The following is a 25,066-nucleotide window of genomic DNA, read 5'->3' on the forward strand; positions in this document are numbered from 1 at the left end:
CTCAGCGCGTCGACAGGCGCGAGGCCTTGCGCAGCGGCGGGTTCGCTCCTGCCGCGCCCACGGTGCGTTCGGCAACGGGCTCGCTCGCACACGCCGTGTTGCTCGAGATGCACAGCGCACCCAGCAGGCCGTCTTCGGTCAGCACCTGCCGCCTCGGCGCGCCGAAGAGGCGGTCGATCCAGCCGTTGGGGCCGGCCGGGTCGATTCGCAGTTCACCGGTGGTGCGCGCCAGGCGCAGCTCGGAGATGCGCAGGTCGAACACGCCGTCGATGTAGTCGAACAGCAAGGTGTAGTAATCGAGCTGGGCGTCGAGCACCTTGGGCAGGGTCTCGCGGCCGAACTCCATGAGGCGGCGGCGGCCGCGGAAGGCCTGGCCTGCCGTGCTCACGGCTTCCATCAGCTGGCGCTCGCGCTCGCGGCCCGACACGGTGCGCGCCCATGAGGCCGATGTGAGCTCGAACAGATTGAGCTTCACGCTTTCGAGCTTGGCTTCCTGGTTGGCGACTTCGGCCAGCGCCGACTTCAGGCGCAGTTGCCGGTCGAAGCCGTTGCCGAAGTTCCAGTTGAGTTCGAAGGCGGCGCGCGTCGGGTCTTGCGGCGACACGCCGCGCGGGTCCTTGCTCTTCACGAGCACGGCGTCGAGCGAGGGGTAGAGGCTCGCGTCCTGCTGGTCGGCCAGCGCCTTGGCGCGGTCGATGCGGCCCTGCGCCTCGGCGATCTCGGTGCTGCGCGACTCGGCGCGGCGCAGCGCCTCTTCCTGCGAGGAGATGCGCCACTGCGCCGGCGCCGCGAGCACGGGCAGCGACTCTGCATTGGGCGAGAACTTGAAGTAGTTGCGGAACTTGGCAAGGGCCTCGTCGCGCTGCGCCTCGAAGTCGGACTCGCGTGCAGCCACCAGCGCGCGCCGCGAGGCCGCCATGTTGAGGTCGTTGTCGCCGCTCACGCCCAATGCCACGCGGCGGGCTTCGGCCTTGGAGATTTCGGCCACCACCTCGGTGGCCTTGTGCGCGATCTGCTTCTTCAGGTCGAAGCGCTGCACCTGCAGGTAGGCGGTGAGTGCATCCAGCACCACCTTCTGCGAGGTGGTGACGACGGCCTCGTCGTCTGCCTGGTTGGCCGCTTCGGCGGCGCGCTGCGCCGCGCTCATGGCGCCGCCGTCGATCAGGCTCACGCGCGCCTCGGCGGTGAGCACGGTGTAGTTCTGCGTCTTGGCGTTGGCCGCGCCGCTGTTGTAGTTGCCGGACGAGGTGCCGAGCTTGAAGCGCGGGTAGCGCGCCTGCCTGGCCGCGTCCACGCCGTAGCTGCTGGTGTTGGCCGCGGCCTGCGCGGTCTGCACTTCGGGGTAGTCCTGCGACAGCGCGACCAGGGCCTGCTTCACCTGCTGGGTGTAGCTCGCAGCGCCGAGCGAGGGCGAGGACAGCCGGCGCGCGAGCATCAGCCTGGCGCCGGCCTCCTGCTGCTCCTGCCGTTCTTGCGCGAAAGCGACGGGCGGCAGGACGAAGCTCGCGCACAACGCTGCGCAGACAACGCCGGCGCCCCTTCGGCGTCGGTCGGCCGGTTGGCGGTACTTCATGGTTCGCGGAAGGCTTCGCGCCGCAGCTTGAGCACAGGTCGCAGGATGTACCAGATGAACGGGTCGGTGCCCACACGCAAGTCCACTTCGGACTCCATGCCGGACGTGATGCGGTTCTCGTCGCGGCCCACATGGGACTGCGACATGCTGATGAGCAGCCGGTAGTACGGCGCGCCGTTGGAGACGGCGGCGTCGCGGTCGGCGTCGGCCGCCACCAGCTTGACCTTGCCGTCGACGGCGCCGTAGCGCAGGTAGTCGTAGGCGGTGATCTTCACGCGCGCCGGCTGGCCCACTTCGATGAAGCCGCGGTCGTTGGGGTTGAGCCGCGCCTCGACCATGATCTCGTCCTCGTCGGGCACCACCTCGAGGATGGATTCGCCGGGCTTCACGACCCAGCCCGGGCTGGAGTTGCGCAGCCCCTTGACGATGCCGTCCGACGGCGCCTTCACCACCGTGCGCGAGCGCTGGGTGCGCGCGCGCGCCAGGTCTTCGCTCAGGCTCGCGAACTGCCGCTCCACCGTGGCCAGTTCGTCCGACGCGCGCCGGCGAAAGCGCCCTTCGGCCTCGGCCATCTTGGCCTGCGCCTCGGTGATGGACGCGTTGGCGGAGATCACGCCCTGGCGCGCCACGGCAAGTTCGCTGCGCACGCCTTCGGCCTGCCGGCGCTTCTCCAGCACCTCGACCTGGCCGACCAGCTTCTCGCTGAACAGCTGCTCGGAGATTTCGAGTTCCTTCTGCATCAGCGCCAGCCGGTCGCTCAGGCCCTTGACCTTGGCCTGCTGCTCCAGTTGCTTGCTGCGCGCCTGCTCCAGGCCCGACACGGCGCCGGCCATGACGCCGCGCTGTTCGAGCGCGCGCGCCTGGTAGGCGCCGGTCTCGCCTTCGAACACGCTTTCGTCGATGTCGGCGGCGAAGGATTCACGCTTGAGCGGCTGGCCGCGGCTCTCGGCCATGAGCCGCACGCGCGTGGCTTGCGTGGCCGCGTAGCGGGCCGAGAGTTCCTCGAAGTTGAGGCCGCTGCCGCCAAGATCGATCTCGACCAGCGACTGGCCCTGCTTGACCTTTTCGCCTTCCTTCACCAGCACGTTGCTGACGATGCCGCCTTCCAGATGCTGGATCGACTTGACGCGGTCCGAGGGGATCACGCGACCGGGTGCGACGACCACGGTTTCCATCGGGAAACCGAGGCCGACCAGCGCCAGCACGCCGATCGCGCCGCCGATGATCCATTGGCGCCGCCGCCCCTGCGGCGAGGCCTGGGCCGCGCGCTTGTCGTTCTCGTCCTGAAGAATCTGCGGCAAATCTGATTTCAAGTCGCGTCCCCGATCACTCGTCATTCGCTGTTCGTTTGTTCTTCGTCACGCCATCGAACGGGAGGCCGCGGCGCCCGCGCCCTCTTCCGCATCACCCAGCGCCACCAGCGGCTTCTTCACACCGAACAGCTTCGGCACCATCACCGCCGCCGTGCCCTGCTCCACGTTGCCTTGCCCCGTGACGTGATAGACCACGTTGGCGGCGGAGACGATGCGCAGCGAATGCGTGACCACCACCACGGTGCGCACCTTGGCCACCGCGAGCAGCGTGGCGAGCAGGTTGCGCTCGCTCTGAAAGTCGAGGTCGTTGCTGGGCTCGTCGAGCACCAGCACCGAGGGTTTGCGCAGGAAGCTCATGGCCAGCGCGAGCTTGCGCCGCTCGCCCACCGACATGCCGGTGCCGCCTTCGCCGATCATGGTGCGGTAGCCGTCCGGCAGCCGCGAGATGAAGTCGTGCGCGCCCGATAGCCTGCAGGCCGCGACGATCTGCTCGTCGCTCTGGCCGGGCGCCGTCCGGCGCATCACGTCGATCAGCGAACCGCCGAACCAGTAGACCTCTTGCGAGAGGTAGCTGATCCAGCGCGACAGCTCTTCGCGGCCGAACTGCGAGAGGTCGTACTCGCCGATGCTGACGATGCCGCGCGTGGGCGTGTACAGGCCCGACAGCAGCTTCACCATGGTCGACTTGCCCGCGCCGTTGCGCCCGACGATCACGTGCAGCCCGCCCGGTCCGATGTCGAGGTCGACGTTTTCCAGCACCGGCTGCTGCGCGGTGTCGGTGAAGCTGAAGCTCACGTCCCTCAGGGTGATGCGGCCGAGCGGCTGCGGCAACGTCATGCCCGTGGGCGGTTTCTCGACCGGTTCGCACAGCACGCTCTCGAGCCGCTTGGCGGCTTCCTTGGCGGTGGCCAACGAGCGCCAGTTCGACACCAGCCCGGCCACCGGCTGCAGCGCCTTGAGCGCCAGCATGTTCGAGGCAACGAGGCCGCCCACCGTCATCCACTGCTCCATCACCGAGACTGCCCCCACGGACACCACGATGACCGAGAACACCGTGAGCAGCACGGTGGTGCCGTCGCGCGCGGTTTCGATCTGGCCGTTCTTGCTGAAGCTCTCGGTGAGCCAGGCGTTGTAGGTCTGGCGCCACATGTCGCTGATGGGGCCGTCGTTGGCCTGCGTCTTCAGCGTTTCGCGCGCATGGCAGATCTCGGCGGTCATGCGGTCGAGGCCGCGGCCGCGCTGCACTTCTTCCACGCGGCCGGCGCGCACCTCGTCGGCCCACCACCACGCCAGGAACGACATGATGGCGAGAAACGCCGCCACCACGGGCAGCACCGGCAAGGCGACGATGCCGATCACGATGAGCGCGAAGATCGCCATCGGCAAATCGAAGATGGATTGCGCGAGGCCGCCGGTGACGGTGCCGCGCACCGAGCCCACGTCGCGAAAGTATTGCTGCCACACCGAGGCGGGCCGCGCCTCGAGCGCGCGCAGCGGCCGGGCCAGCATCGATTGCAGCAAGGCGCCCGAAATGCCGTGGTCGATGATGGCGCCCGCGTTGCGCAGCAGGCGCGAACGGCGCGTGCGCAGCCAGAACTCGATGCACAGGAAGAAGAAGATGCCGCTCACCAGCGCAGCGAGCGTCGAGAAGCCGCTGCGCGACAGCACGCGGTCATACACCTGCAGCAGGAAGATGGAAGGCAGCAGCCCGAACAGGCTGATGGGCAGCGAACGCCATGCCGCGCTCTTCACGAGCGGGTAGGCCGCGCGGAACGCGGTGTTCAGCGCCCCGGCATAAGGGCTGGCACCCGGCTCGTCCGGCGTTTCGGCAACCAGCTGGCTGGGCAAGAGAAACTTGATCATGGGAAAAAGCCGATCCGTCGTGCAATGACGCCTGAGCCATTATCAACTGTTACCCAACTGTTACAAGGCAAAAAGTCACGCTCCGGCCAGCACCAGTGCGATGTTGGCGCACAGCAGCATGCAGAGCACCCAGGCACACAACAGCTGCGCCCAGCCCAGCCACCAGCGGCGCATCGGCCGCCGCCGAAGCGCCGCCTCATGGTCGAAGGGCGATTGCGGAAGTACATCCCATCTCGTGCTCATGGCAGTGCTTTCAAAACCCGGGCCAACCGGGACAGGCCTACGCCTGCGGAACTCTTCGCCAACACCCAGTCGCCGGGCTGCAGCAGCCCGCCGAGCGCGGTCGACAGGTCGGACACATCGACGAACCAGTGCGAGCGAACCTTTGTACGAATGCGCGCGTGCAGTGCCCGCATCAGCGGGCCGCACAGCAGCACGCGGTCGGGCTGCGAAGCCAGCAGCTCGGCCTCGAGGTCGAGGTGGTGGCGTTGCGCGGCGGGGCCGAGCTCCTGCATGTCGCCGAGGATCGCCACCCGCCGCGCCGGCTCGCAGGGCGCCTGCGACAGCATCTCGAGCGCCGCGCGCATCGAGCTCGGGTTGGCGTCGTAGGTCTCGTCGATCAGCTTGAAGCTGCCGCCGCCGATGTGAATGGTGTGCAGCGCACCGCGGCCGCCCGGCGGCTCGAAGTGCGCGAAGGGCTCGACCGCGGCGGCCAGCGGCAGGCGCAGGGCCTGCAGGGCCGCGAGCGCGGCGATCGCGCTCGCGCCCATGTGACGCCCCGGTGCATTGAGCCGCAACTGGAAGGGCTCGCCCGCCACCAGCGCCTGCACCTCGCCGTGGTCGAAGGCGAGCAGGCGCACGTCGGCGTCCTTGTGCTCGCCGCAGGTGACGATCTGCAGCTGCCGCTCCGTTGCCGCTTCGGCGAAGGTCGCGAACTCGGGCATGTCGCGGTTGAGCACCACGCTGCCGCCCGGCGCCATGGCCTGCAGGATGCGGCTGTCGAGCCGCGCTGCGGCTTCGGTCGGACCGCGGTGCTTCTGCGACGCGGCCGAGAGCCCCGTCACCACCAGCAGCGAAGGCCGCACCAGCTGCGCCGAGGCCGGCATGTGCGAGGTGCCCATCTCCAGCACCCAGTAGGCGGCGTGCCGTGGCATGCAGGTCATGTTCCAGGCGATGCCCGATGGCAGGCTGACGTTGCCCTCGGGCTGGCCGACCTCGCCCCATACTGTCAGCGCGCCGGCCAGCATGGCGGCCACGGTGCCGCTGGCGACGCCGTTCGCCGCGCCGCTGCCGAGCACGCCGCACACGCGGCCGGTGAACTCGGCGCGCGCATGGTCGCCCAGCTCCAGCACGGCCTGCAGCACGTTCGGCACCTTGAGCACGGGCACGCGCTTGTCGAGGTGCGGCTTGGGGTCGGTGCACAGCACGGCGGCGGCCGGCTGCAGTACGCCCTTGAGCGTGACGGCGGCCAGCGGCGTCTTCGACGGCCGCGCCTGGTGGTCGAACACCACGCGGCCCTTGCGCATGAACGAACGCTGCGCCACGCCGGTGGCGCGCCAGCCGTCCTCGGGCTTGACGACCCACTCGCCGCCGGTGACGCGCGCCATTTCGCTCGCGGTCCAAACGGCGCCGTCGTCGCGCACGCCGCCCGTGCCGGCCGCACCGGGCGAGGTGCGCCGCTCCACCAGGTAGCGGTGGTAGGCGGCGAAGCCCGACAGGTAATGCTCCACGTCGTCAATGCGCACGCGAAACGAGTGATGGCGGATGAAGAACGAGCCGACGATGGTCGACGGCCGGCGAAAGTACATCGCCATCTCGGGCCAGAAGAAGCCGTTGAGCAGGTAGTGCGCGCGGTAGTCGAGCGCGCGGTAGAACTTCTCGGTGTCGAGTTCGTCGAGCAGGTGCCGCATCGCGGGCATGCCTTCGAGCCGCTGGAGCATCTGCTGCGCGGCCAGCATGAGTTCGAGCAGCGTCGGGAAGGTGGTCTTCCGGTCGAGCACGAAATCGAGATACCCCGCCACGTTCTGCAGGCCGAAGCGGAAGTACTTCTCCTGCGGGCTCCAGTGCGTGAGTTCGTGGACGCAGCGGCTGAGCCAGTGGTCGTGTGCCTGCCAATGCTGGCTGGCGATGAAATGGTCGAAGGCCTTCTCGACCGCGGCCAGCCATTGCGGCTCGCGCGTGAGGCCGTACAGGCGCATGAGGCCGTAGGCCGCCTCGCCGTCGTAGCAGGCGATGCGCGAGGCCTGCTTGAGCGTGAGGTCGGCCGCGTGCAGCACGTGGTTGAAGCGGCCGGTGGCCGGGTCCTGCAGCGACACGATGCCGAGCGCGAGCTTTTCCAGCAGCGGCAGCCAGTGGCGCGTTTCCATCAGCTCGCAGTACTTCACCAGCGCGAGCACGCAGGCCGCGTTGCCACCGAGCTTGATCTCGCCGCCGGTGTCGACCAGGAACGCCGCCGCGCGCCCGTCCGCCAGCGTGTAGTCGCGGATCAGCGAGGCCGTGAGATTGTCGAGCGAGCGGTCGATGGCGGCGCGCAGCGTTTCGTCGCGCGTGAGCTCCCACGCCTCGAGCATGGCGTGGAGCGCGCTCGCGTGGCGCGCCGCGTCGTAGGTCGGGATGCGGCGGTCGAAGCACGGGAAATAGCCGTACACGAAGAGGCCGTCGCTGCGCACCTGGCGCGCGAGGTACGACGAGCCGCTGCGCACGAGGTCGAGCACCGACTGCGGGTTCAGTGCCGGCAGCTGCCGGCGGCCCGCGTCGAGCCCCGTGCCCACGAGCTTGTGCACCACGCCGTCGGGCTGGCAGAACACGCCCACCGTGGCCAGCAGGTAGACCGGCTGGTCCGGGGGCATGTTGTCCATTGGCGGCGAGCACTGGAAGCGCTCCTGGCCATAGACCTCGAAGTTGCGCGGGTTCACCACCGAATGCGCAATGGTCGAGTCGCCGCACAGCATGGCGTTGGCGTTGAGTTCCTGCTCGGTGAAGGCGAGAGCGAAGTCCTGGTCGAAGGCCAGGCCGAGGCGGAAGTAGTTGCGCTTGACGGCGGTGAGCTGGGTCTTGAACTGGGTCCAGTCCATCGGGCTCGCGCCCTCGACCCAGTCGATGCGCAGCCACGGCGACACGACGCCGCGCTCGCGCACCCAGTGCTCGACGCGCCCGGCGCCTTCGCGCCAGGCGGTTTCGAATTCGGCGGCCCGCGCGTGCACGACATGTGCGCGCTGCGCGCCATCGCTCACGGAGAAGAACAGCGTGAACGCCGGATAGGGAGCCGGCAGCGCCGCGCACAGCGAGACCAGGCGTTCGTGGCAGGCGTGGAGCTGGTCTGTGAAGGACATCATTCGGCCCCGATCCAATGCGGGAGACCGGTCGCGCCCGTCATCTGCTCTCGCTTCGACGACGTATGCGCGGACCGGGAACTGCCGTCGAAGTCATCGCGGTGATCCGGCTTCAGCGGTAGCTGAATTCGGCTCGGCGATTGAGCTGATAGCCCTCCTCGGTGGTTTCGGTGGACGCGGGTTTTTCCACGCCCCAGCTGATGGCCTCGATGCGCTCGGCGGGCACGCCCAGTTGCGTGAGCGTGCGCTGCACGGAGTCGGCGCGGCGCTGTCCGAGCGCGAGGTTGTATTCGCGCCCGCCGCGCTGGTCGGTGTGGCCTTCGATCACGATCCGGCTCGCCGGCCGGTTGCGCATGAAGCCCGCGTGCGCCTCGACAACGTTGCGGTCGCCGGGCCGAATGTTGTACCTGTCGAAGTCGAAATAGACGATCTTCGCCACGCCGGCCGGTCCGTTCTGCACCGGCGGCGCAGGGGGTGGCTCCACCTTCGCCACCGGGGCGGCCACGGCCTTGTTCGAGTAGTAGTAAGTCGCGTCGTCGCGGCCCGTCTTCGGGGCCGCGCAGCCCACGAGGACTGCGCCGAGGGCGACGATGGCCAGTGTCTGGAAATTCTTTTTCATATCGATCCTTTCGGGGGACAGGCCGGTGGCGGCCTGTCCCTGGTGCTGCGCTCCCCCACTGCTCCTTCTGCGTTCTTGTTGCCGTTCAGCCCAGCAGGCCGTGCAATACGTTCGTCACGGGCGACAGGGCTGTGCCGGTCGGGCTGTGCTCGACCAGGCTGGTGATCGGGGTCACGGCGTCGGTCACCAGCGGAGTGACCGCATGCGTGACGCTGCCCACCAGGTCGCCGGCCGGGGAAGCGGTGCCTGAACCGGCCAGGATGTCGGTCACGGGGGCGAGCAGGTCGGAAACCGCGCTCGTCGGGTTCGATGCCACCGGAGCAGCATCGGTCACGCCGCTCACCACGCTGGTGACAGGCTCCAGGATGTTTGCCACCGGGCTGCTGCCACCCGACAAGCCGCCGAGCAGGCTGCCCACCAAGCCGTCCTGGCCCAGCAGGCTGCCGACGAGGCCGTCGTTGCCGACCACACCGTCGAGCAGGCCGCCGGTGCCGCCATCGGTCACGCCGCCGAGGACGCCACCCAGAAGGCCGCCGCTGCCGAGCACGCCATCAAGCAGGCCGCTCGCGCCGCCATCGGTCACGCCGCCGAGGACRCCRCCCAGAAGACCGTCGTTGCCGAGCACGCCGTCGAGCAGCCCGCCCGTGCCGCCATCGGTCACGCCGCCGAGGACGCCGCCCAGAAGACCGTCGCTGCCGAGCACGCCGTCGAGCAGCCCGCCCGTGCCTCCATCGGTCACGCCGCCGAGGACGCCRCCCAGAAGACCGTCGCTGCCGAGCACGCCGTCGAGCAGCCCGCCGGTGCCTCCATCGGTCACGCCGCCGAGGACGCCACCCAGTAGGCCCCCATCACCCAGTACGCCGCCGAGCAGGCCGTCGCCGGACACGAGGTGGGCCACGCCGTCGGTCAGGTAGTCGACCTGCGCCGTGACACCGTTCAGCAGCGCGGTCGTCGTGCCCTCACCGAGCAGTTGATCGGTCAACGGGCTCAGCAGACCACCGGCGCCGGCCGCCACTTCGCCCACGACGCCATCGACCGGGTCGAGCACGTTGGGGTTGTTCTCCGAGAAGCTGGTGCCGAGCACCGGAGCCAGCAGGCCGCCGGCAGTGTTGGTCAGACCGTCCGCAAAGCCGACCACCGATCCGAGTGTGTTCCCGAGACCAAGCTCGCCCACAAGGCCGGTGTTCAGGCCATCGGCCAGGTTGCCGGCCATGCCGTCGGCCGGGTCGAACAGGCCAGCGCCCGTGCCCGGGGTGCCGCCATTGCCGAGCACGCCGCCAAGCAAACCACCTTCGCCGCCGAGAACGCCGCCCAATGGGCCTTCATCGCCGATCATGCCGCCCAACACGCCGTTTTCGCCAAGCAAGCTGCCAAGCAGGCCGGTGGTGCCGAGCAGGCCGCCCGCAAGGCCGCTTTCGCCCAGCACGTCGGAGAGCGCGCCGTTCGTGCCGAGCAGCGAGCCGACGACGCCGTCCGGACCCACCAAGCCACCCAGGGGCGTGCCTTCGCCGAGCAGGCTTCCGACCAGGCCGTCCTCACCCAGAACGCCGCCGAGCAGGCCACCGGAAAGACCGTCGTTGCCGAGCACACCACCCAGGGCACCGCCTTCGCCGATCACTCCGCCAAGCAGGCCGTCGAGGGCGCTGCCCTGGCCGATCAGGTCGCCGACGAGGCTGCCTTCACCGAGCAGGCCTCCAACCAGGCCATCGTCCGCCAGCAGGTCGCCGACCAACCCGTTGTCGCCGAGCAGGCCGTCGAGCGTGTTGCCAACCACACCGCCGTCAGCCAGCAGGCTGTCGAGGCCCAGGTTGGAGGTCAGGCCACCCAGCGGGCCTTCATTGGAAAGGAGGTTGTTCAGGCCGTCGGTCAGGTAGTCCACCTGGCCGTTCAGATGATGGAGCAGCGCATCGGTCACGCCCTCGCCGAGCAGGGTGTCCACGATGGGACTCAGGCTGTTGCCGAGCGGGTCGGCGATGTTGCCGACGACGTCGTCGACCGGGTCCAGCGCGTTGGGATCATCGCGGGTGAACTCGGAGCCGAGCAGCGGTGCCAGCACGCTATCGACCACGTCGGTCACGCCGTCGACCACCGGGGCCACGGGAGCGAGCGCGCCGCCCAGGCCAGCGGTGCCGTCGACCGCGCCGACCGCACCATCGACGAGGCCGTCGCCCGGATCGAGCAGGTGATCGCCGTCTGCGTCTGCGTCTGCGTCTGCATCGGCGTCTGCATCTGCATCTGCATCTGCATCTGCATCTGCATCGGCGTCAGCGTCAGCGTCTGCATCGGCATCGGCATCGGCATCGGCATCGGCATCAGCATCAGCATCAGCATCAGCATCAGCATCGGCATCGGCATCGGCATCGGCATCGGCATCGGCATCGGCATCGGCATCGGCATCGGCATCAGCGTCGGCATCGCCGTCCGCATCCGCATCAGCGTCCGCATCGGCATCGGCGTCGGCATCGGAGTCGCCCACGCCCGAAAGGAGCAGCGGGAAGGCGCTGTCGCTGCCACCGCCACCGCCGCCGAGCGCGGCGCCGAGTGCGGCGGCGCCCAGGGCACCCAGTGCGAATTCACCCAGCCCGATACCGCTGCCGGCAGCGAGCTTCTTGGTCACGGCCAGGGCAGCGGCATCCGCATCGCTGTCCGGCGGGGTCACTTGCAGGTCGCCCGAAGCGACATCCACATTCACCTGCTCGAGGCCGCCCGGCAGCTTGGTCGAGCCGATGGTGGCGTCGGTGCCGCCGGTGAACACGCCGGCCAGCGGGGCCTTGTTGGTCGCCGATCCGGGAAAGAGAACGTTGGCGTGGCCGTCCTGCGGAACGATCACGCGGTCGCCGGCCACCAGTGTCTGATTGCCATCGACCGGAATGCGGACACCGTCGCGCATCACGGCGACACCCGGCGTCGCGTTCGATAATGTGCCGATGCTGGACGGGCCAGCTGCAGCGGGCGCCGCCGAACTCGCCATGGCAGGAGCGCCTAGCGGAGTAACGGTGGCCTGGGCAATGACCACGGGAGCAACGCCTGCGGCGGCAAGTCCTTCGGTCGAATTCGTCGATGCTTGTTGAGCGGTCATGGCAGCCTCTGTGACAAAAGATGCCTACTCAGGGGCAACTAGCGTGCCGCTTTTTGCGCGCCCCTTGCCAAACCGCCTCCAGGCGCCGCAACCTGTTGATTCGTATGGAAATTTTTCTTTTAGCCGGCCTGTCAATGGGGTCTGAAAACAGCCCGCAGGAAGGTCGTTCAGCGTTTCGTTACGTAACGACGTAACGCCCTGTACCCGGAACGTCCGGCACATCCAAGGTCTTGTTCAGGGCTTGCGTACCGGCTCCTGCACAGGACTCCACTTCCTCTTTTTTCTTCCTCTTCTATAGATATGTTCAATCCCTCCCAGGAAGACGTGCGCCGCTTCTTCTGCGACGTGTACGCCAAGCACCGGCAGGGCTTGCCGATGGAAGCGCTCGAGACCATCGCCGCCGGCTGGATCGACGAGCACCCCGAGTACCACGAGGATCTCGCCGACGCCGACGCGGCGGTGGCGCGGGTCTACGACGGATCGAACGGACGCGAAAACCCGTTCCTTCATCTGTCGATGCATTTGTCGATCAGCGAGCAGTGCTCCATCGACCAGCCGCGCGGCATCCGCCAGGCCGTCGAGCTGCTGGCCGCGCGCCGCGGCTCGCTGCTGCATGCGCATCACGAGGCAATGGACTGCCTGGGCCAGATGATGTGGGAGAGCCAGCGGGCCGGACGGCCGCCGGATGGCGAGGGCTACGTCGCCTGCGTGCAGCGGCGAGCGACCAAGGACTAACCCCCAGGCTTCGCGCACTTCGTGTCGCTTTGCCAACCCCCTTGCAGGGGGCAACACCAGCGGCCCGGCAAAGCCGGTTCCGCGGTGTTCGCGAAAGACGTCGGCTAGGCCCTGGGCTTGCTCCGGGACTTCGGTGGCACCGCCCCCTGCTGCTTCGCGGCCTCGCGCAGCAGCGCCGCCATGGCGCCGCGCAGGGCCGAAGGCTCGGCATCGCTGCGCTGCAGCAGCCCGACCGGCTCCTCGGTGCCGGCGGTCTCGATGCGCAGCCTCGCGAGGCGCCCGTCCGCCAGCTCGCCGCGCGCGGCGCCCAGCGGCGTGATCCACACCGCATCGGACACCGCCACCAGCGCGCGCGCCACCGCCACGTCAAGCGTCTGCAATGCATTGGACGGCAGCACGAGGCCGCGCGCGGACAGGAAGCTCTCGGTGTTGTGGCGCGGGATCGTGCCCTCGCCGTACACCACCAGGGGATAGGCCAGCACCGCTTGCACCGACACCGCCTTCAGCGCGAGCGGATGGCCGGCGCGCACGGCAAACACCAGCGGCTCGGTGTGCAGCAGCTCGAAGCTCAGGCCGCCCATCAGGCGCGGATCGCTCATGCGGCCGACCACGAGGTCGAGCTCGCCGGCGCGCAGTTCGTCGAGCAGCACGGCGTTGGCGGCGCTCTTCACCACGATCTGCACCGAGGGCCGGCTGTCGCGCAGCCGCGCCAGCGCCACCGGCAGCAGCGCCGGCGCCACGCTCGGCAGCGCGCCGATGCGCAGCCGCTCGATGCGCCCGCCATCCGCCGGCGCCACCGCCTGCGCGCTGGCGTCGAGCGCCTCCAGCACGCGCAGGGCATGCGCCAGCAGTTGCTCGCCGGCCGCCGTGAGCCCCTGCACGCCGCGCCGGCCGGCCTTGCTGCGCTCGACCAGCCGCGTGCCGACGATCGCCTCCAGCTCGGACAGCGTCTTGGACACCGCCGGCTGGCTCAGCGCCAGCCGCTCGGCGGCGCGCGCGAGATGGCGCTCCTGCGCCACGGCCACGAGGCAGCGCAGGTGCCGCAGCTGCACGCTGCGCACGAAATCCTGTCGAAGATCGGCGGAGTCTTTCAATTCCTGTTGGTTATTGAGAACGGAGAATTCTTCAATTTACATCATCGGATGGCGCTTCTAAAGTGGCGGCTTCCCGATTCGTCCCACGACAGCAGGAGACAACGCACATGTCGACCAAGACCCCAGGGGCCCAGCCCACCCTCACCCCGCGCGACTGGGAAGCCCATCCCAGCTACGTCTACCCGGGCTACAAGTCCACCGTGAAGCGCGGCCCGCAGAAGCCGCTGATCCCGCTGAAGGCCTCGCTCGGCGAGCTGCAGCAGCCGGTGTACGGCCACGACAGCATCGGCGAGTTCGACCACGACCTCACGCGCAACGCGCGCCGCAACGGCGAGCCGCTGGGCGAACGCATGATCCTCACCGGCCAGGTGCTCGACGAGCGACGCCGCCCCGTGGCCAACACGCTGGTCGAGCTGTGGCAGGCCAATGCCGCCGGCCGCTACGTGCACAAGGTCGACCAGCACGACGCGCCGCTGGACCCGAACTTCCTCGGCGCGGGCCGCTGCCTAACCGACAGCGAAGGCCGCTACCGCTTCCTCACCATCAAGCCCGGCGCCTATCCTTGGGGCAACCACCCGAACGCCTGGCGTCCGCAGCACATCCACATGTCGCTGTTCGGCCAGAGCTTTGCGAGCCGCCTGGTCACGCAGATGTACTTTCCCGGCGACCCGCTGATGCAGTACGACCCGATGATCACCGGCACGCCCGAGCGCTACCGCAACCGCCTCATTGCCGACTTCAGCCTCGACATCACCGAAGAAGGCTACGCACTGGGCTACCAGTTCGACATCGTGCTGCGCGGCGCCGACGAAACACCCTTCGAGAACCGCTGAGCCAGGAGACACGCACCATGCTGATGACCGCACAGGAAGCCGACTACGGCCAGACCCCCTCGCAAACCGTGGGCCCCTACTTCGCCTACGGCCTCACCGCCACGCAGTACGGCTACGACTTCGACCAGCCCTTCGACGCCGTGCTGGCGCTCAACGCCGCCGCCGGCCAGCGCATTCGCCTCGAGGGCCGCGTGATCGACGGCGACGGCAACCCGATCAACGACGCGCTGGTCGAGATCAGCCAGCCCGACGGCGAAGGCCGCTACCCGCAGACGCCCGAAGAAGCGCGCGCCATGGGCTTTCGCGCTTTCGGCCGTGTCGGTACCGGCACCGCCGAGGGCAACCGCTTCGTTTTCCACACCGTGAAGCCCCGCGCGCAGGCGCCCGGCGAAGCGCCGCACATCAACGTGATCGTGCTGATGCGCGGGCTGCTGCTGCATGCGTTCACGCGCGTGTACTTCAGCGACGAGGCCGAGGCCAACGCGAAGGACGCGGTGCTGCAGAGCGTGCCGGCCGAACGCCGCCACACGCTGATCGCCGAGCGCGTGGAGCAAGGCGGCGCGGTGACGTACCGCTTCGACATCCGCATGCAGGGCACGGACGAGACGGCGTTCTTCGACGTCTGATCTCAGGGAAATCCCGGACACAAAAAAACCCGCTCGCAGCGGGTTTTTTTGTGTCTGGCTTCGAAGCGCTTATTCGGCGCCGTGGTGAATGCGCGACTCGGGCACCGTCTTCAGTTCGCCGGGCAGCGAGCTGATGTAGCTGGCCAGCGTCTTGAGTTCGGCGTTGGTGAACTTCTTGGGTTCGACCTGCTGGCCCATCACCGCGTTGGAGCGGCCGAGGTGCGGGTTGTTCTTGACACGATAGGACTTGAGCGCGACGAACAGGTAGTCGGCATGCTGGCCGGCCAGCTTGGGCACGGTGCCGTCGTTCGGCGTGTTGAAGTTGGCGCCGTGGCACTTGGTGCAGTTGTTGTCCTTGTCGCGAGAGATCAGCGCCTGGATGTTCTCGGGCGTGGCCTTGGCGAGCGTGGCCGGCGGTGCGTCGTCCTGCTTCACGCCGAGCTGGCTGTAGTAGGCGGCGACGTCGGCGATGTCCTGCTCGGTGAGCGTGTCGGCGATGGCGCGCATGGTGGGATGCTTGCGGTCGCCGCCCTTGTACGCGGTGAGCGCCGCCGTGATGTACGTGGCGCTCTGGCCGGCGATCATCGGCACCTTGTGGATCTCAGGAAAGCTGGCCTGGTAGCCGATGATGCCGTGGCAGCCCACGCACATCGCAACCTTCTTTGCGCCGTCCTGGGCCTTGCCAGTGACTTGCTGGGCTTGTGCCGAGAGCGTCACGCAAGCGACAGCAAGGGCAAACATCGTGGTCAACAACTTGTTCATTTTGCGCGCACAATCTCGTGGAGAGTACAGTTTTTCGAATCAACATTCGATTATATGCAGGGGTCCTCCGGAACCCTGTGCAGGCCAACCCTGAGGCTGCACAACGCGTGTCGAGTGTGTTCTTTTCTCCACCCCAGCCTCCGCCTCACTCATCTCACTCATGAAATTCCAGGGCTCAGACAACTACGTCGCCACGCAAGACCTGATGCTCGCGGTCAATGCGGCCATCACCCTGAAGCGTCCGCTGCTCGTCAAGGGCGAGCCCGGCACCGGCAAGACCATGCTGGCCGAGGAAGTGGCCCAGTCGCTCGGCCTGCCGCTGCTGCAATGGCACATCAAGTCGACCACCAAGGCGCAGCAGGGCCTGTACGAATACGACGCCGTGAGCCGCCTGCGCGACTCGCAGCTCAAGGACCTCGACGGCGGCGAGCGCGTGAGCGACATCAACAACTACATCGTCAAGGGCGTGCTCTGGCAGGCCTTCACGGCCGACCAGCCGGTGGCGCTGCTGATCGACGAGATCGACAAGGCCGACATCGAATTCCCGAACGACCTGCTGCGCGAAATCGACCGCATGGAGTTCTACTGCTACGAGACGCGCGAACTCATCCGCGCCAAGCACCGGCCGGTGGTGTTCATCACCTCCAACAACGAGAAGGAGCTGCCCGACGCCTTCCTGCGCCGCTGCTTCTTCCATTACATCAAGTTCCCCGATGCCGAGACGATGAAGCACATCGTCGCCGTGCACTTCCCCGGCCTCAAGCAGGAACTGCTCACGTCCGCGATGAAGACCTTCTACGACGTGCGCAACCTGCCCGGCCTGAAGAAGAAGCCCTCGACCTCCGAGCTGCTCGACTGGCTCAAGCTGCTCGTGGCCGAAGACATTCCGCTCGAAGCGCTGCAGAGCAAGGACGACAAGGTCGCCGTGCCGCCGCTGGTGGGCGCACTGCTCAAGAACGAACAGGACGTGACCTTGTTCGAGAAGCTCGTCTTCATGCAGCGCAACAACCGGTAAGCCAATGAACCAGACGCCGCATCCGACCGCGCAGCTGATGAAGCTGGGCATTGCCCAGGCGGTGCTGTTCGTGGTGGGCGCGCTGCTCGGCCGCGGGCTCGGCCTGCTGCTCGGGCTCGATGCCTTCGGGCCCGGCGGCTACGGCAACCGCGAGCTCTTCGGCATTGCGCTGATCGGCCTGGGCGGCGGTGGCGGCGTGCAGCTCGCGCGCATCTGGTACGTGCGCAAGTACGGCGATCCCAGGGCCTGAGAACACAAGAGAGAGTCTTGCAAATGGCGTTCGTCGAACCCGTCACCTTGAAGGCCCGCGGCATCGCGCTGGTGCCGCTGTCGCTGGCCCACGAAGATGGCCTGCGCGCCGCGGCCGCCGACGGCGAGCTGTGGAAGCTGCGTGTCACCTCCGTGCCCGAGCCGCAGGACACGCGCGCCTACATCGAGACCGCGCTCAAGACCGCCGACCGCTTCGCCTTCGCCGTGACCGACGACACCACCGGCACCGTGCTCGGCAGCAGTAGCTTTCACGACATCCTGCCGGGCGTGAAGCGCGTGGAGATCGGCTACACGTGGTACGCCGCGCGCTGCCAGCGCACGCACGTCAACACCACCTGCAAGCTGCTGATGCTCACGCACGCCTTCGACGCGCTCGGCTGCAACGTGGTGGGCTGGCGCACCGACAATTTCAACTTCGCCTCGCAGCGCGCCATCGAGCGGCTCGGCGCGAAAAAAGACGGCGTGATCCGCGGCCACGCGATGCGCCGCGACGGCACCATCCGCGACACCGTCATGTACAGCCTGCGCGCGGGCGAATGGCCCGAGGTCAAGGCCCAGCTGCTGTACCTGCTCGACAAGCCACGCGGCTGACACACAAGGAGCGCCCCATGCTCATCGACTTCTTCTACACGCTGCGCTCGGCCAAGCTGCCGGTGTCGGTCAAGGAATACCTCACGCTGCTCGAAGCCCTGCAGGCCGACGTGGTGGGGCCCAACTCCGACGGCGCCTACGGCATCGACGACTTCTACTACCTCTCGCGCACCGCGCTCGTGAAGGACGAGAAGCACTACGACAAGTTCGACCGCGCCTTCGCCTCCTACTTCAAGGGCGTCGAGATGCTGACCGACTTCACCAAGGAAGTGCCGCTCGACTGGCTCAAGAAGACGCTCGAGCGCGAGTTCACCGCCGAGGAAAAAGCCAAGATCGAGAAGATGGGCTGGGACGAGCTCATGGAAACGCTCAAGAAGCGCTTCGAGGAGCAGAAGGAACGCCACGAGGGCGGCAGCAAGTGGATCGGCACCGGCGGCACCTCGCCCTTCGGCAACGGCGGCTACAACCCGCAGGGCGTGCGCATCGGCGGCGCCGGCAAGAACAAGAGCGCCGTGAAGGTGTGGGACCAGCGCGCCTACAAGGACTACGACGACACGCAGGAACTCGGCACGCGCAACATCAAGGTCGCGCTGCGCCGGCTGCGCAAGTTCGCGCGCGAGGGCCACGACGAAGAGCTGGACCTCGACGACACCATCCACTCCACCGCGGCCAATGCGGGCTTCCTCGACATCAAGATGCGGCCGGAGCGCCACAACAACGTCAAGGTGCTGCTGCTGATGGACGTGGGCGGCACGATGGACGAGCACATCCAGCGCGTGGAAGAGCTGTTCTCGGCCGTGAAGACCGAGTTCAAGCATCTGGAGTTCTTCTACTTCCACAACTGCGTGTACGACTTCATGTGGAAGAACAACAAGCGCCGTTTCTCCGAGAAGTTCGCGACCTGGGACATCCTGCGCAAGTACAACAAGGACTACAAGCTCATCTTCGTCGGCGACGCGACCATGAGCCCCTACGAGATCCTGCAGCCCGGCGGCAGCGTCGAATACAACAACGAGGAGGCCGGCGCCGAGTGGATCCAGCGCCTCACGCACACCTTCCCGAAGTTCGCGTGGATCAACCCCGAGCCGCAGGGCGTGTGGCAGTACCGCCAGAGCATCGCGGTGATGCAGCAGCTGATGTCGAACCGCATGTATCCCCTCACCCTGCGGGGACTCGAGGAAGCAATGCGCATGTTGTCCAAGTAAGCAGGTAGGACGATACCCCCTGTCTTCGGCCCCTTCAGGAACCGGAGGAGCTTGCTGTCAGAATCCGCCCATGGTCAGGGTGGTTCCAGTTTCCTCGCCGGCGTGGTGGCCGGCTTTGCTTTTTTCCGGCGTCCTGCTTCTGCAAGGCTGCAGCCTGCTGCCGAAAAAAGAAAGCACTGAAAGCAAGCCCGCGGCCGGCCTCGTGCGCAGCGGCGCCGCCGCCGCGGAGGACGACAAGGAAAAAGACGACAAGACCAAGGCCGGCAAGCGCGACGCCTTCACCGTCGACGTGCGCGGTCCCGAGGCCGTGCGCGACTACCTCAGGCTCCATCTCGAAATCCAGCGCTACCGCGAGCTCGACGACCTCGGCGCGACCGAGATCTCGCGCCTCATGGTGGCCGCCGAGGCCAACGCCCGGGAACTGCTCGGCACCCTCGGCTACTTCACGCCCACGCTCACGCTCGAACTCAACGAGACGCCCGAGAGCACCAAGGCCCCGCGCGAGATCGTCATCACCGTGTCGCCGGGCGAGCCCACCAAGGTGAGCAACGTGCAGATCAGCTACGGCGGCCCGATCGCCGACGATGCAGCCGCGGAGCCGCAGCGCGATTCGATCCGCACCAACTGGGGCCTGCGCGCCGGCCAGCCCTTCACGCAGCAGGCCTGGGACAACGCCAAGACCACCGCGCTGCGCAGCCTCACGGCCAGGCGCTTTCCCACCGGCAGCATCGAGATCAGCCGCGCCGAAGTGGACGCCGACCGCAGCGAGGTCCGCCTGAGCGTCACCTACCAGTCGGGCCCGGCCTGCAAGTTCGGTCCGCTGGTGCTGCGCGGCATCCAGCGCTACGACCCCGACGGCGCGCGCCGCATCGCGCGCCTGCCCAGCGGCACCGACTACGACCAGCAGAAGCTGCTCGATGCCCAGCAGCGCCTGGCCAGCAGCGGCTACTACGACTCGGTGTTCCTCACGCTCGACACCGAGAGCGGCAATCCGCTGGCCGCGCCCGTCATCGCGCAGCTGCGCGAGGCGCCGCTGCAGAAGGTGGTACTCGGCGTGGGCTTCACCACCGACAACGGCCCGCGCCTGTCGGTCGACCACATCCACAACCAGATTCCGCTGCTGGGCTGGCGCGCCGTCTCGCGGCTGTCGGTCGACCGCGACATCAAGTCGCTGGGCACCGAATGGAAGGCGATTCCCGACGACCGCGGCTGGCGCTGGTTCTCGGGCGCCGAGCTCAAGAGCGAGCAGTCGGGCAGCTACGTCGTCGACAGCGGACGCCTGCGCGGCGGGCGCAGCAAGTCGGGCGACCGGATCGACCGCAGCTACTTCCTGCAATACGACTACGCGCAGAACCGCGGCATCGACGCGCCGCCCTCGGCCTCGGCCGTGACGGCCAACTGGGGCTGGACCGGGCGCTACTTCGACGACAACGCAGCGCCCTCGCGCGGCTTCGGCCTCGCGCTCGAAGTGGCGGCAGGCTACACGCTCACCGGCGAGCAGATGCCCTTCACGCGCACCTATGCGCGCTGGCTCGGCGTGCTGCCGCTGGGCTCGGCCGAGGACAAGGAAACGCGCGCACGCCGCAGCCGGCTGCAGCTACGCGTCGAGGCCGGCGCGGTGTCGGCCAGGGAGAACGCACAGATCCCGTCGACGCTGATGTTCCTGACCGGTGGCGACACCACCGTGCGCGGCTACAGCTACAAGCAGATCGGCACCGTGCGCGCAGACGGCCAGACCGTTGCGGGCCGCTACCTCGGCGTGGCCAGCCTGGAGTGGCAGCGCCCCTTCGTCTACAACGACAAGCTCACCGAATGGGAGAGCGTGTTGTTCGTCGATGCCGGCGCCGTGGCCGACAAGCCCGGAGAGCTCAAGCCCAAGGTGGGCGTGGGCGTGGGCGCGCGCTGGCGCAGCCCGGTCGGACCGGTGCAGGCCGACCTTGCCTACGGCGTGGACTCGAAGAAGTTCCGCCTGCACTTTCGCCTCGGCTTCACCTTCTGATGCTTCCGATGCAGACCGACGCCGAACCCACGCCAGCGCCCGTGCCTCCAGCCGTGCGGCGCTCACGCGCACGGCGTGCCGCGCGTGCCCTGGCCTGGACCGTGGCCGGCCTGGTGATGATCGTGATGCTGCTTGCTGCCGGCGCCTGGTGGTACATCGGCTCCGACAAGTCGCTCGCCTTCGCGCTCGCACAGGCTGCGCAGCGGCTGCCGGCCGGCCAGACCCTGGAGAGCCGCGACGTCACCGGCTCGCTGCGCACCGGCGGCCACATCGGCTGGCTCAAGTACCAGAGCGAGGGCATCGCCGTCGAGGTGAACGACGCCACCATCGGCTGGACGCTGGCCCCATTGTTCCAGCGCAAGGTGCACCTCGGCGAGGTGCACGCGAAGCAGGTGCTGATCGAAAAGCGCGGCCCGCCGAGCGAGGAGCCCGCCAAGCCGCTCGAACAGATCGTGCTGCCGGTCGAGGTCGAACTGCCCTTTCGCATCGACGAAGTGCGCTGGGCCGGACCACCCGTGCTGCGGGCGCTCAATCTCTCGGGCAGCTACAGCTACAACAAAGCCGCCGAGCACGCGCTGGAGATCAAGGGCGTTGACATTGCCGACGGCCACTACAGCGCCCGCGTGAAGCTCGAAGGCCCCGCGCCCATGGCCATCGACGCGGCGCTCGACGGCCGCGTGAAGGCGCCGCTGGCCGAGGACCACGACATCGACGTGCTGGCCACCGCCGCGGTGAAAGGCACGCTCGCCGGCACGGCCGCGCGGCTGCAGGTGGCGGCCGAACTGAAGCCTGCCGAAGAGAACGCCGACGCCCCGATGGAAGCCAAGCTGCAGGCGCAGATCGCGCCCTGGCTGCCCCAGCCGGTGATCGACGCGAAGGCCGATCTGCGCAACGTGGACGCATCGAGCCTGTGGCCCGGTGCACCCGGAACGAGGCTCACCGGCACGGTCGAACTCCAGCCCGACGCCGACACCGGCCCCGCCGCGTGGAAGGCCTCGGCCGACATCCGCAACGCCGTGCCAGGCCCGTGGGACGAAAAGAAACTGCCGCTCGACCAGGTGCAGGCCCGCGTCGGCTTCGACGGCACGAACTGGACCGTTCCCGAAGCCAGCGTGCGTGCAGGCGGCGGGCGCATCGACGCGGCCGGCAAGTGGAGCCCCGCGCCCTCGCCCTGGCAGGCCCAGGCCACCGTGCGCGGCGTGCGGCCGGGCGCGCTGTACAGCGAACTCTCGGGCGCGCCTGTCAGCGGCACGCTCAAGGCCGAGCAGAAGGAAAGCACCATCACCTTCGACGCGGCCCTGCGCGCCGAAGGCGGCGCCGGCAGCAAGGCCCTGCCCGGCTTCGCGCTCGACCGCGCGCTGGCCCAGGGCCAGTGGAAAGACCAGGTGCTGGACCTGCGCACGCTGCGCATCGAGGCCCAGCGCGCCAGCGTCGATGGCCGCTTGCAGGTGCGCGTGGCCGAGCAGGCTGCGAGCGGCAAGCTTGCCCTCGTGCTGCCGGGCGGCAGCGCGCAGGTCGAAGGCCGCATTGCGCCGGACGCGGGCGGCGGAGACGTCCAGGCCGCCATCGACGACGCCGACGCCGTGCAGCGCTGGGTGCAGAGCCTGCCGGGGCTGTCGGACGTGTTCGCGAACGCGGGCGCCAAGGGCTCCGCGAAGCTCGATGCGAGCTGGCAGGGCGGCTGGCGGACCCTCCAGCGCCGCCTGGAGAGCCCCAACGCGCCCGCGCCGCGCGGCAGCGCCGAGCCCAGCATCAAGGCGGTGCTCGGCGTGCCGCGCCTCGACCTGAGCTTCCCCTCAGGGCGACCCGGCGGCGCCACCACCGCCGTGCAGTTGCGCGACCTGCACGCCGACCTCTCCGGCAGCCTCGCGCAGGCCGCGCTCACGCTGAAGGGCGAAGCCGCCACCGGCACGCAGAAGTTCGCCATCGACACCCGCGCCAGCGGCGGCATTGCAGGCGCCGGCCAATGGCGCGCGGCGCTGGCCAGCCTGAAGCTGCAGGCGCAGGACAGCACCCGCCCCGGCGTCCCCTGGGTGCTGGAACTGAGCCGCGAAGTGACCGCGACCCTCCGCAGCAGCACCGGCAATGCATCGCCCCGCCTCGACGTCGAAGCCTCCGCCGCCGCGGCCACGCTGCGCGGCCCCGTGTCCGGCACCGTGCGCATCGACTGGCAGCCGCTGCGCTTCAGCCAGAGCGGCGCCGCACCCAACCGCGTGTTCCGCGTGCAGTCGAAGGGGCAGATGCAGGGCCTGCCTATGGCCTGGGCCGGCGCGTTCGGCGCGAACGCCACGCTGGGCGAATACGGCGTCAGCGGCGACCTGGTGTTCAATGGCGACTGGGACATCGACGCCGGCGACACGCTGCGCGCCAAGGCCCGCCTCGCGCGCCAGAGCGGTGACATCCGCGTGCAGGCCGGCGAGGCTGCGCTCGTCACGCGCATCACCAGCACCGGCACGGGCACCGCGAGCGAGCGCACGATGAACGCGGCTTCCGCGGGCGGCGACGCGCCGAGCACACCGGCCGGCCTGCGCCAGGCCGAGCTGCGGCTCGATGCCGAGGGCGACGCCGTGCGCGCCGTCCTCGCGTGGGACAGCGAACGCGCCGGCAAGATCGACGCCGACGTCAACACCCGCGTGCTGCAGCGCGCCGGTGGCTGGCAGTGGGCGCCCGACGCGCCACTGGGCGGCACCATCAAGGCCACGCTGCCGAACCTCGGTGTGTGGTCGATGCTCGCGCCGCCGGGCTGGCGCATTGCCGGCACGCTCGACGCCAGCGCCACGCTGTCGGGCAACCGCGCCGTGCCGCGCTGGAACGGCACGCTGGGCGCCGACAAGCTCGCGCTGCGCGCGCCGGTCGAAGGGCTGGACCTGCACGACGGCCGCCTGCGCGCCACGCTCTCGGGCGAGCGCGTCGACATCACCGAATTCACGCTCAAGGGCGGTACCGGCAGCTCGGTGCGCATCGGCGGCCAGAGCGGCAACCGCAGCACCGCCGCCAGCGAAGCCCGCACCGACGGCGGCACGCTCTCGGCCAGCGGCAATCTCGGTTGGGGGCCCGCGAGCGGCTCCGCCTCGGGCATCCGCATGGCCCTGCAAGGCCAGTTGCGGGCGCTGCGCGTGCTGGTGCGCACCGACCGGCAGGTCACGCTCTCGGGCGACCTGCAGGCGCAGCTCGACAACGGCCAGTTCAGCGTGCGCGGCAAGCTCAGGACCGACCGCGCCGTCATCATCCTGCCCGACGAGACCGCACCCAGCCTGGGAAGCGACGTCGTCGTGCGCTCCGCCGCCAAGGACCGCGAGACCGCCGAGGCGGCGCAGCGGGATTCCGCCAGCGCCAACGCACAGGCTGCCAAGCCGCAGACAGCCAAGCCGCCGGACATCGCCGTCAACTTCGACCTGGGCGACGACTTCGCCGTGCAGGGCCGCGGCATCACCACGCGGCTCGAAGGCAACCTGGAGATCCGCAGCACCAGGCTCAATGCGCCGCCGCGCATCACCGGCGAGGTCAAGACCGTGAAGGGCCAATACCGCGCCTACGGCCAGCAGCTCGACGTGGAAACCGGCCTCGCGCGCTTCAACGGACCGTTCGACAACCCGGCGCTGGACATCCTGGCGATCCGCCCGAACCTGTCGCAGCGCGCGGGCGTGCAGATCACCGGCACCGCGCAATCGCCGCGCGTGAAGCTTTATTCGGAGCCCGCGCTGTCCGACGCGGAGACGCTGTCGTGGGTGATCCTGGGCCGCGCCTCGGCCACCAGCGGTGGCGAGTCGGCGCTGCTGCAGCAGGCCGCGCTCTCGCTCATCGGCAAGATCGGCGGCAGCAGCAGCGGCGGCAGCCTGGCCAGCCGATTCGGCCTGGACGAACTCGGCTTCAAGGGGCCGGGCAGCGGCGGCGACCTGCGCGAGTCGGCCGTGACGCTGGGCAAGCGGCTGTCGAAGGATTTCTACCTCACCTACGAACGCAGCATCGGCGGGACCTTCGGCACGCTCTTCATCTTCTATGACCTGACGACCCGGCTCACGCTGCGCGGGCAGGCGGGACAGACGAGCGGGCTGGACCTGATCTACACGGTGAAGTACGACTAACGGCCGAGCCTGCCGCGAGCGGCCGGGCAAGGGACTTCGATCTTGACCGGGCCGAGGCTGCGATCAAGAATC

18 protein-coding genes are annotated in these 25,066 nt (G+C 68.7%); 9 read left to right on the top strand and 9 right to left on the bottom strand.

Going from position 1 to position 25,066, the window contains the following annotated elements; all coding sequences use genetic code 11:
• Position 1: 1 nt before the first annotated feature.
• From ASC92_RS22480 to ASC92_RS22505, 7 genes are all read right to left on the bottom strand, one after another.
• Positions 2-1,573 (bottom strand): TolC family protein, encoded by a 1,572-nt coding sequence (locus ASC92_RS22480; protein ID WP_056520212.1) that lies wholly within the window; start codon positions 1,571-1,573, stop codon positions 2-4.
• Complete coding sequence (locus tag ASC92_RS22485) at positions 1,570-2,886, bottom strand: HlyD family type I secretion periplasmic adaptor subunit (RefSeq protein ID WP_056520213.1); 1,317 nt, start codon at positions 2,884-2,886, stop codon at positions 1,570-1,572. Before ASC92_RS22485 ends, ASC92_RS22480 begins: the two co-directional genes overlap by 4 nt.
• A 45-nt stretch (positions 2,887-2,931) precedes the next feature.
• On the bottom strand, positions 2,932-4,749 hold the full coding sequence (locus ASC92_RS22490) for a peptidase domain-containing ABC transporter (RefSeq protein ID WP_056520215.1): 1,818 nt from the start codon (positions 4,747-4,749) through the stop codon (positions 2,932-2,934).
• A gap of 75 nt (positions 4,750-4,824) precedes the next feature.
• Positions 4,825-4,992 (bottom strand): hypothetical protein, encoded by a 168-nt coding sequence (locus ASC92_RS28720; RefSeq protein ID WP_157609108.1) that lies wholly within the window; start codon positions 4,990-4,992, stop codon positions 4,825-4,827.
• Positions 4,989-8,084 (bottom strand): glutamate ligase domain-containing protein, encoded by a 3,096-nt coding sequence (locus tag ASC92_RS22495; RefSeq protein ID WP_056520217.1) that lies wholly within the window; start codon positions 8,082-8,084, stop codon positions 4,989-4,991. The genes ASC92_RS28720 and ASC92_RS22495 overlap by 4 nt, the downstream gene beginning before the upstream one ends.
• 109 nt (positions 8,085-8,193) lie before the next feature.
• Entirely contained in the window at positions 8,194-8,700 is a 507-nt protein-coding gene (locus tag ASC92_RS22500) for an OmpA family protein (protein WP_056520219.1), read from the bottom strand.
• An 85-nt stretch (positions 8,701-8,785) separates the two neighbouring features.
• Complete coding sequence (locus ASC92_RS22505; protein WP_056520220.1) at positions 8,786-11,779, bottom strand: hypothetical protein; 2,994 nt, start codon at positions 11,777-11,779, stop codon at positions 8,786-8,788.
• 300 nt (positions 11,780-12,079) lie between these two features.
• On the opposite strand from ASC92_RS22505, the gene ASC92_RS22510 reads away from it, so the two are divergent.
• Positions 12,080-12,514 (top strand): DUF1841 family protein, encoded by a 435-nt coding sequence (locus tag ASC92_RS22510; protein ID WP_007838777.1) that lies wholly within the window; start codon positions 12,080-12,082, stop codon positions 12,512-12,514.
• A 104-nt stretch (positions 12,515-12,618) separates the two neighbouring features.
• Here the strand turns inward: ASC92_RS22510 and ASC92_RS22515 are convergent, their stop codons facing one another.
• Positions 12,619-13,608: a LysR substrate-binding domain-containing protein gene (locus ASC92_RS22515; protein ID WP_056520225.1), complete on the bottom strand. Its 990-nt coding sequence runs from the start codon at positions 13,606-13,608 to the stop codon at positions 12,619-12,621.
• A 107-nt stretch (positions 13,609-13,715) separates the two neighbouring features.
• On the opposite strand from ASC92_RS22515, the gene pcaH reads away from it, so the two are divergent.
• The gene (pcaH, locus tag ASC92_RS22520; RefSeq protein ID WP_056520227.1) at positions 13,716-14,441 is read left to right on the top strand and encodes a protocatechuate 3,4-dioxygenase subunit beta; all 726 of its coding nucleotides are present in this window, start codon (positions 13,716-13,718) and stop codon (positions 14,439-14,441) included.
• Positions 14,442-14,458: 17 nt separating this feature from the next.
• Positions 14,459-15,067, top strand: a complete 609-nt coding sequence (gene pcaG, locus ASC92_RS22525; RefSeq protein ID WP_056520229.1) for a protocatechuate 3,4-dioxygenase subunit alpha — start codon at positions 14,459-14,461, stop codon at positions 15,065-15,067.
• 69 nt (positions 15,068-15,136) lie between these two features.
• Here the strand turns inward: pcaG and ASC92_RS22530 are convergent, their stop codons facing one another.
• Positions 15,137-15,829, bottom strand: a complete 693-nt coding sequence (locus tag ASC92_RS22530; protein WP_007835005.1) for a c-type cytochrome — start codon at positions 15,827-15,829, stop codon at positions 15,137-15,139.
• Between the two features lie 160 nt (positions 15,830-15,989).
• Here ASC92_RS22530 and ASC92_RS22535 point away from each other — a divergent pair, with 160 nt between their 5' ends.
• The 6 genes from ASC92_RS22535 to ASC92_RS22560 all read left to right on the top strand — a co-directional run bounded on the left by ASC92_RS22535 (position 15,990) and on the right by ASC92_RS22560 (position 24,994).
• Entirely contained in the window at positions 15,990-16,844 is an 855-nt protein-coding gene (locus ASC92_RS22535; protein ID WP_007835007.1) for an AAA family ATPase, read from the top strand.
• Between the two features lie 4 nt (positions 16,845-16,848).
• Positions 16,849-17,094 carry a hypothetical protein gene (locus ASC92_RS22540; protein WP_056520230.1) on the top strand — a complete coding sequence of 82 codons (246 nt, stop codon included), beginning with the start codon at positions 16,849-16,851 and terminating at the stop codon, positions 17,092-17,094.
• Positions 17,095-17,117: 23 nt separating this feature from the next.
• On the top strand, positions 17,118-17,705 hold the full coding sequence (locus tag ASC92_RS22545) for a GNAT family N-acetyltransferase (RefSeq protein WP_056520233.1): 588 nt from the start codon (positions 17,118-17,120) through the stop codon (positions 17,703-17,705).
• Positions 17,706-17,722: 17 nt separating this feature from the next.
• Positions 17,723-18,910: a vWA domain-containing protein gene (locus ASC92_RS22550; protein WP_056520235.1), complete on the top strand. Its 1,188-nt coding sequence runs from the start codon at positions 17,723-17,725 to the stop codon at positions 18,908-18,910.
• Between the two features lie 70 nt (positions 18,911-18,980).
• A complete protein-coding gene (locus ASC92_RS22555) occupies positions 18,981-20,909 on the top strand; it encodes an autotransporter assembly complex protein TamA (protein ID WP_056520237.1) in 1,929 nt (642 codons plus the stop codon).
• Between the two features lie 8 nt (positions 20,910-20,917).
• Positions 20,918-24,994 carry a translocation/assembly module TamB domain-containing protein gene (locus ASC92_RS22560; protein WP_056520381.1) on the top strand — a complete coding sequence of 1,359 codons (4,077 nt, stop codon included), beginning with the start codon at positions 20,918-20,920 and terminating at the stop codon, positions 24,992-24,994.
• The last annotated feature ends 72 nt before the right edge of the window (positions 24,995-25,066 follow it).

This window comes from Variovorax sp. Root411, from assembly GCF_001425205.1.
In the GTDB taxonomy this organism is placed as follows: Bacteria; Pseudomonadota; Gammaproteobacteria; order Burkholderiales; family Burkholderiaceae_C; genus Variovorax.

Excerpts from the sequence above, each read along its gene's own strand:
- ASC92_RS22480 (WP_056520212.1), bottom strand. The coding sequence starts at position 1,573 with ATGAAGTACCGCCAACCGGCCGACCGACGCCGAAGGGGCGCCGGCGTT.
- ASC92_RS22490 (WP_056520215.1), bottom strand. The coding sequence starts at position 4,749 with ATGATCAAGTTTCTCTTGCCCAGCCAGCTGGTTGCCGAAACGCCGGAC.
- ASC92_RS28720 (WP_157609108.1), bottom strand. The coding sequence starts at position 4,992 with ATGAGCACGAGATGGGATGTACTTCCGCAATCGCCCTTCGACCATGAG.
- ASC92_RS22495 (WP_056520217.1), bottom strand. The coding sequence starts at position 8,084 with ATGATGTCCTTCACAGACCAGCTCCACGCCTGCCACGAACGCCTGGTC.
- ASC92_RS22500 (WP_056520219.1), bottom strand. The coding sequence starts at position 8,700 with ATGAAAAAGAATTTCCAGACACTGGCCATCGTCGCCCTCGGCGCAGTC.
- ASC92_RS22510 (WP_007838777.1), top strand. The coding sequence starts at position 12,080 with ATGTTCAATCCCTCCCAGGAAGACGTGCGCCGCTTCTTCTGCGACGTG.
- pcaH (WP_056520227.1), top strand. The coding sequence starts at position 13,716 with ATGTCGACCAAGACCCCAGGGGCCCAGCCCACCCTCACCCCGCGCGAC.
- pcaG (WP_056520229.1), top strand. The coding sequence starts at position 14,459 with ATGCTGATGACCGCACAGGAAGCCGACTACGGCCAGACCCCCTCGCAA.
- ASC92_RS22530 (WP_007835005.1), bottom strand. The coding sequence starts at position 15,829 with ATGAACAAGTTGTTGACCACGATGTTTGCCCTTGCTGTCGCTTGCGTG.
- ASC92_RS22535 (WP_007835007.1), top strand. The coding sequence starts at position 15,990 with ATGAAATTCCAGGGCTCAGACAACTACGTCGCCACGCAAGACCTGATG.
- ASC92_RS22540 (WP_056520230.1), top strand. The coding sequence starts at position 16,849 with ATGAACCAGACGCCGCATCCGACCGCGCAGCTGATGAAGCTGGGCATT.
- ASC92_RS22545 (WP_056520233.1), top strand. The coding sequence starts at position 17,118 with ATGGCGTTCGTCGAACCCGTCACCTTGAAGGCCCGCGGCATCGCGCTG.
- ASC92_RS22550 (WP_056520235.1), top strand. The coding sequence starts at position 17,723 with ATGCTCATCGACTTCTTCTACACGCTGCGCTCGGCCAAGCTGCCGGTG.
- ASC92_RS22555 (WP_056520237.1), top strand. The coding sequence starts at position 18,981 with ATGGTCAGGGTGGTTCCAGTTTCCTCGCCGGCGTGGTGGCCGGCTTTG.
- ASC92_RS22560 (WP_056520381.1), top strand. The coding sequence starts at position 20,918 with ATGCAGACCGACGCCGAACCCACGCCAGCGCCCGTGCCTCCAGCCGTG.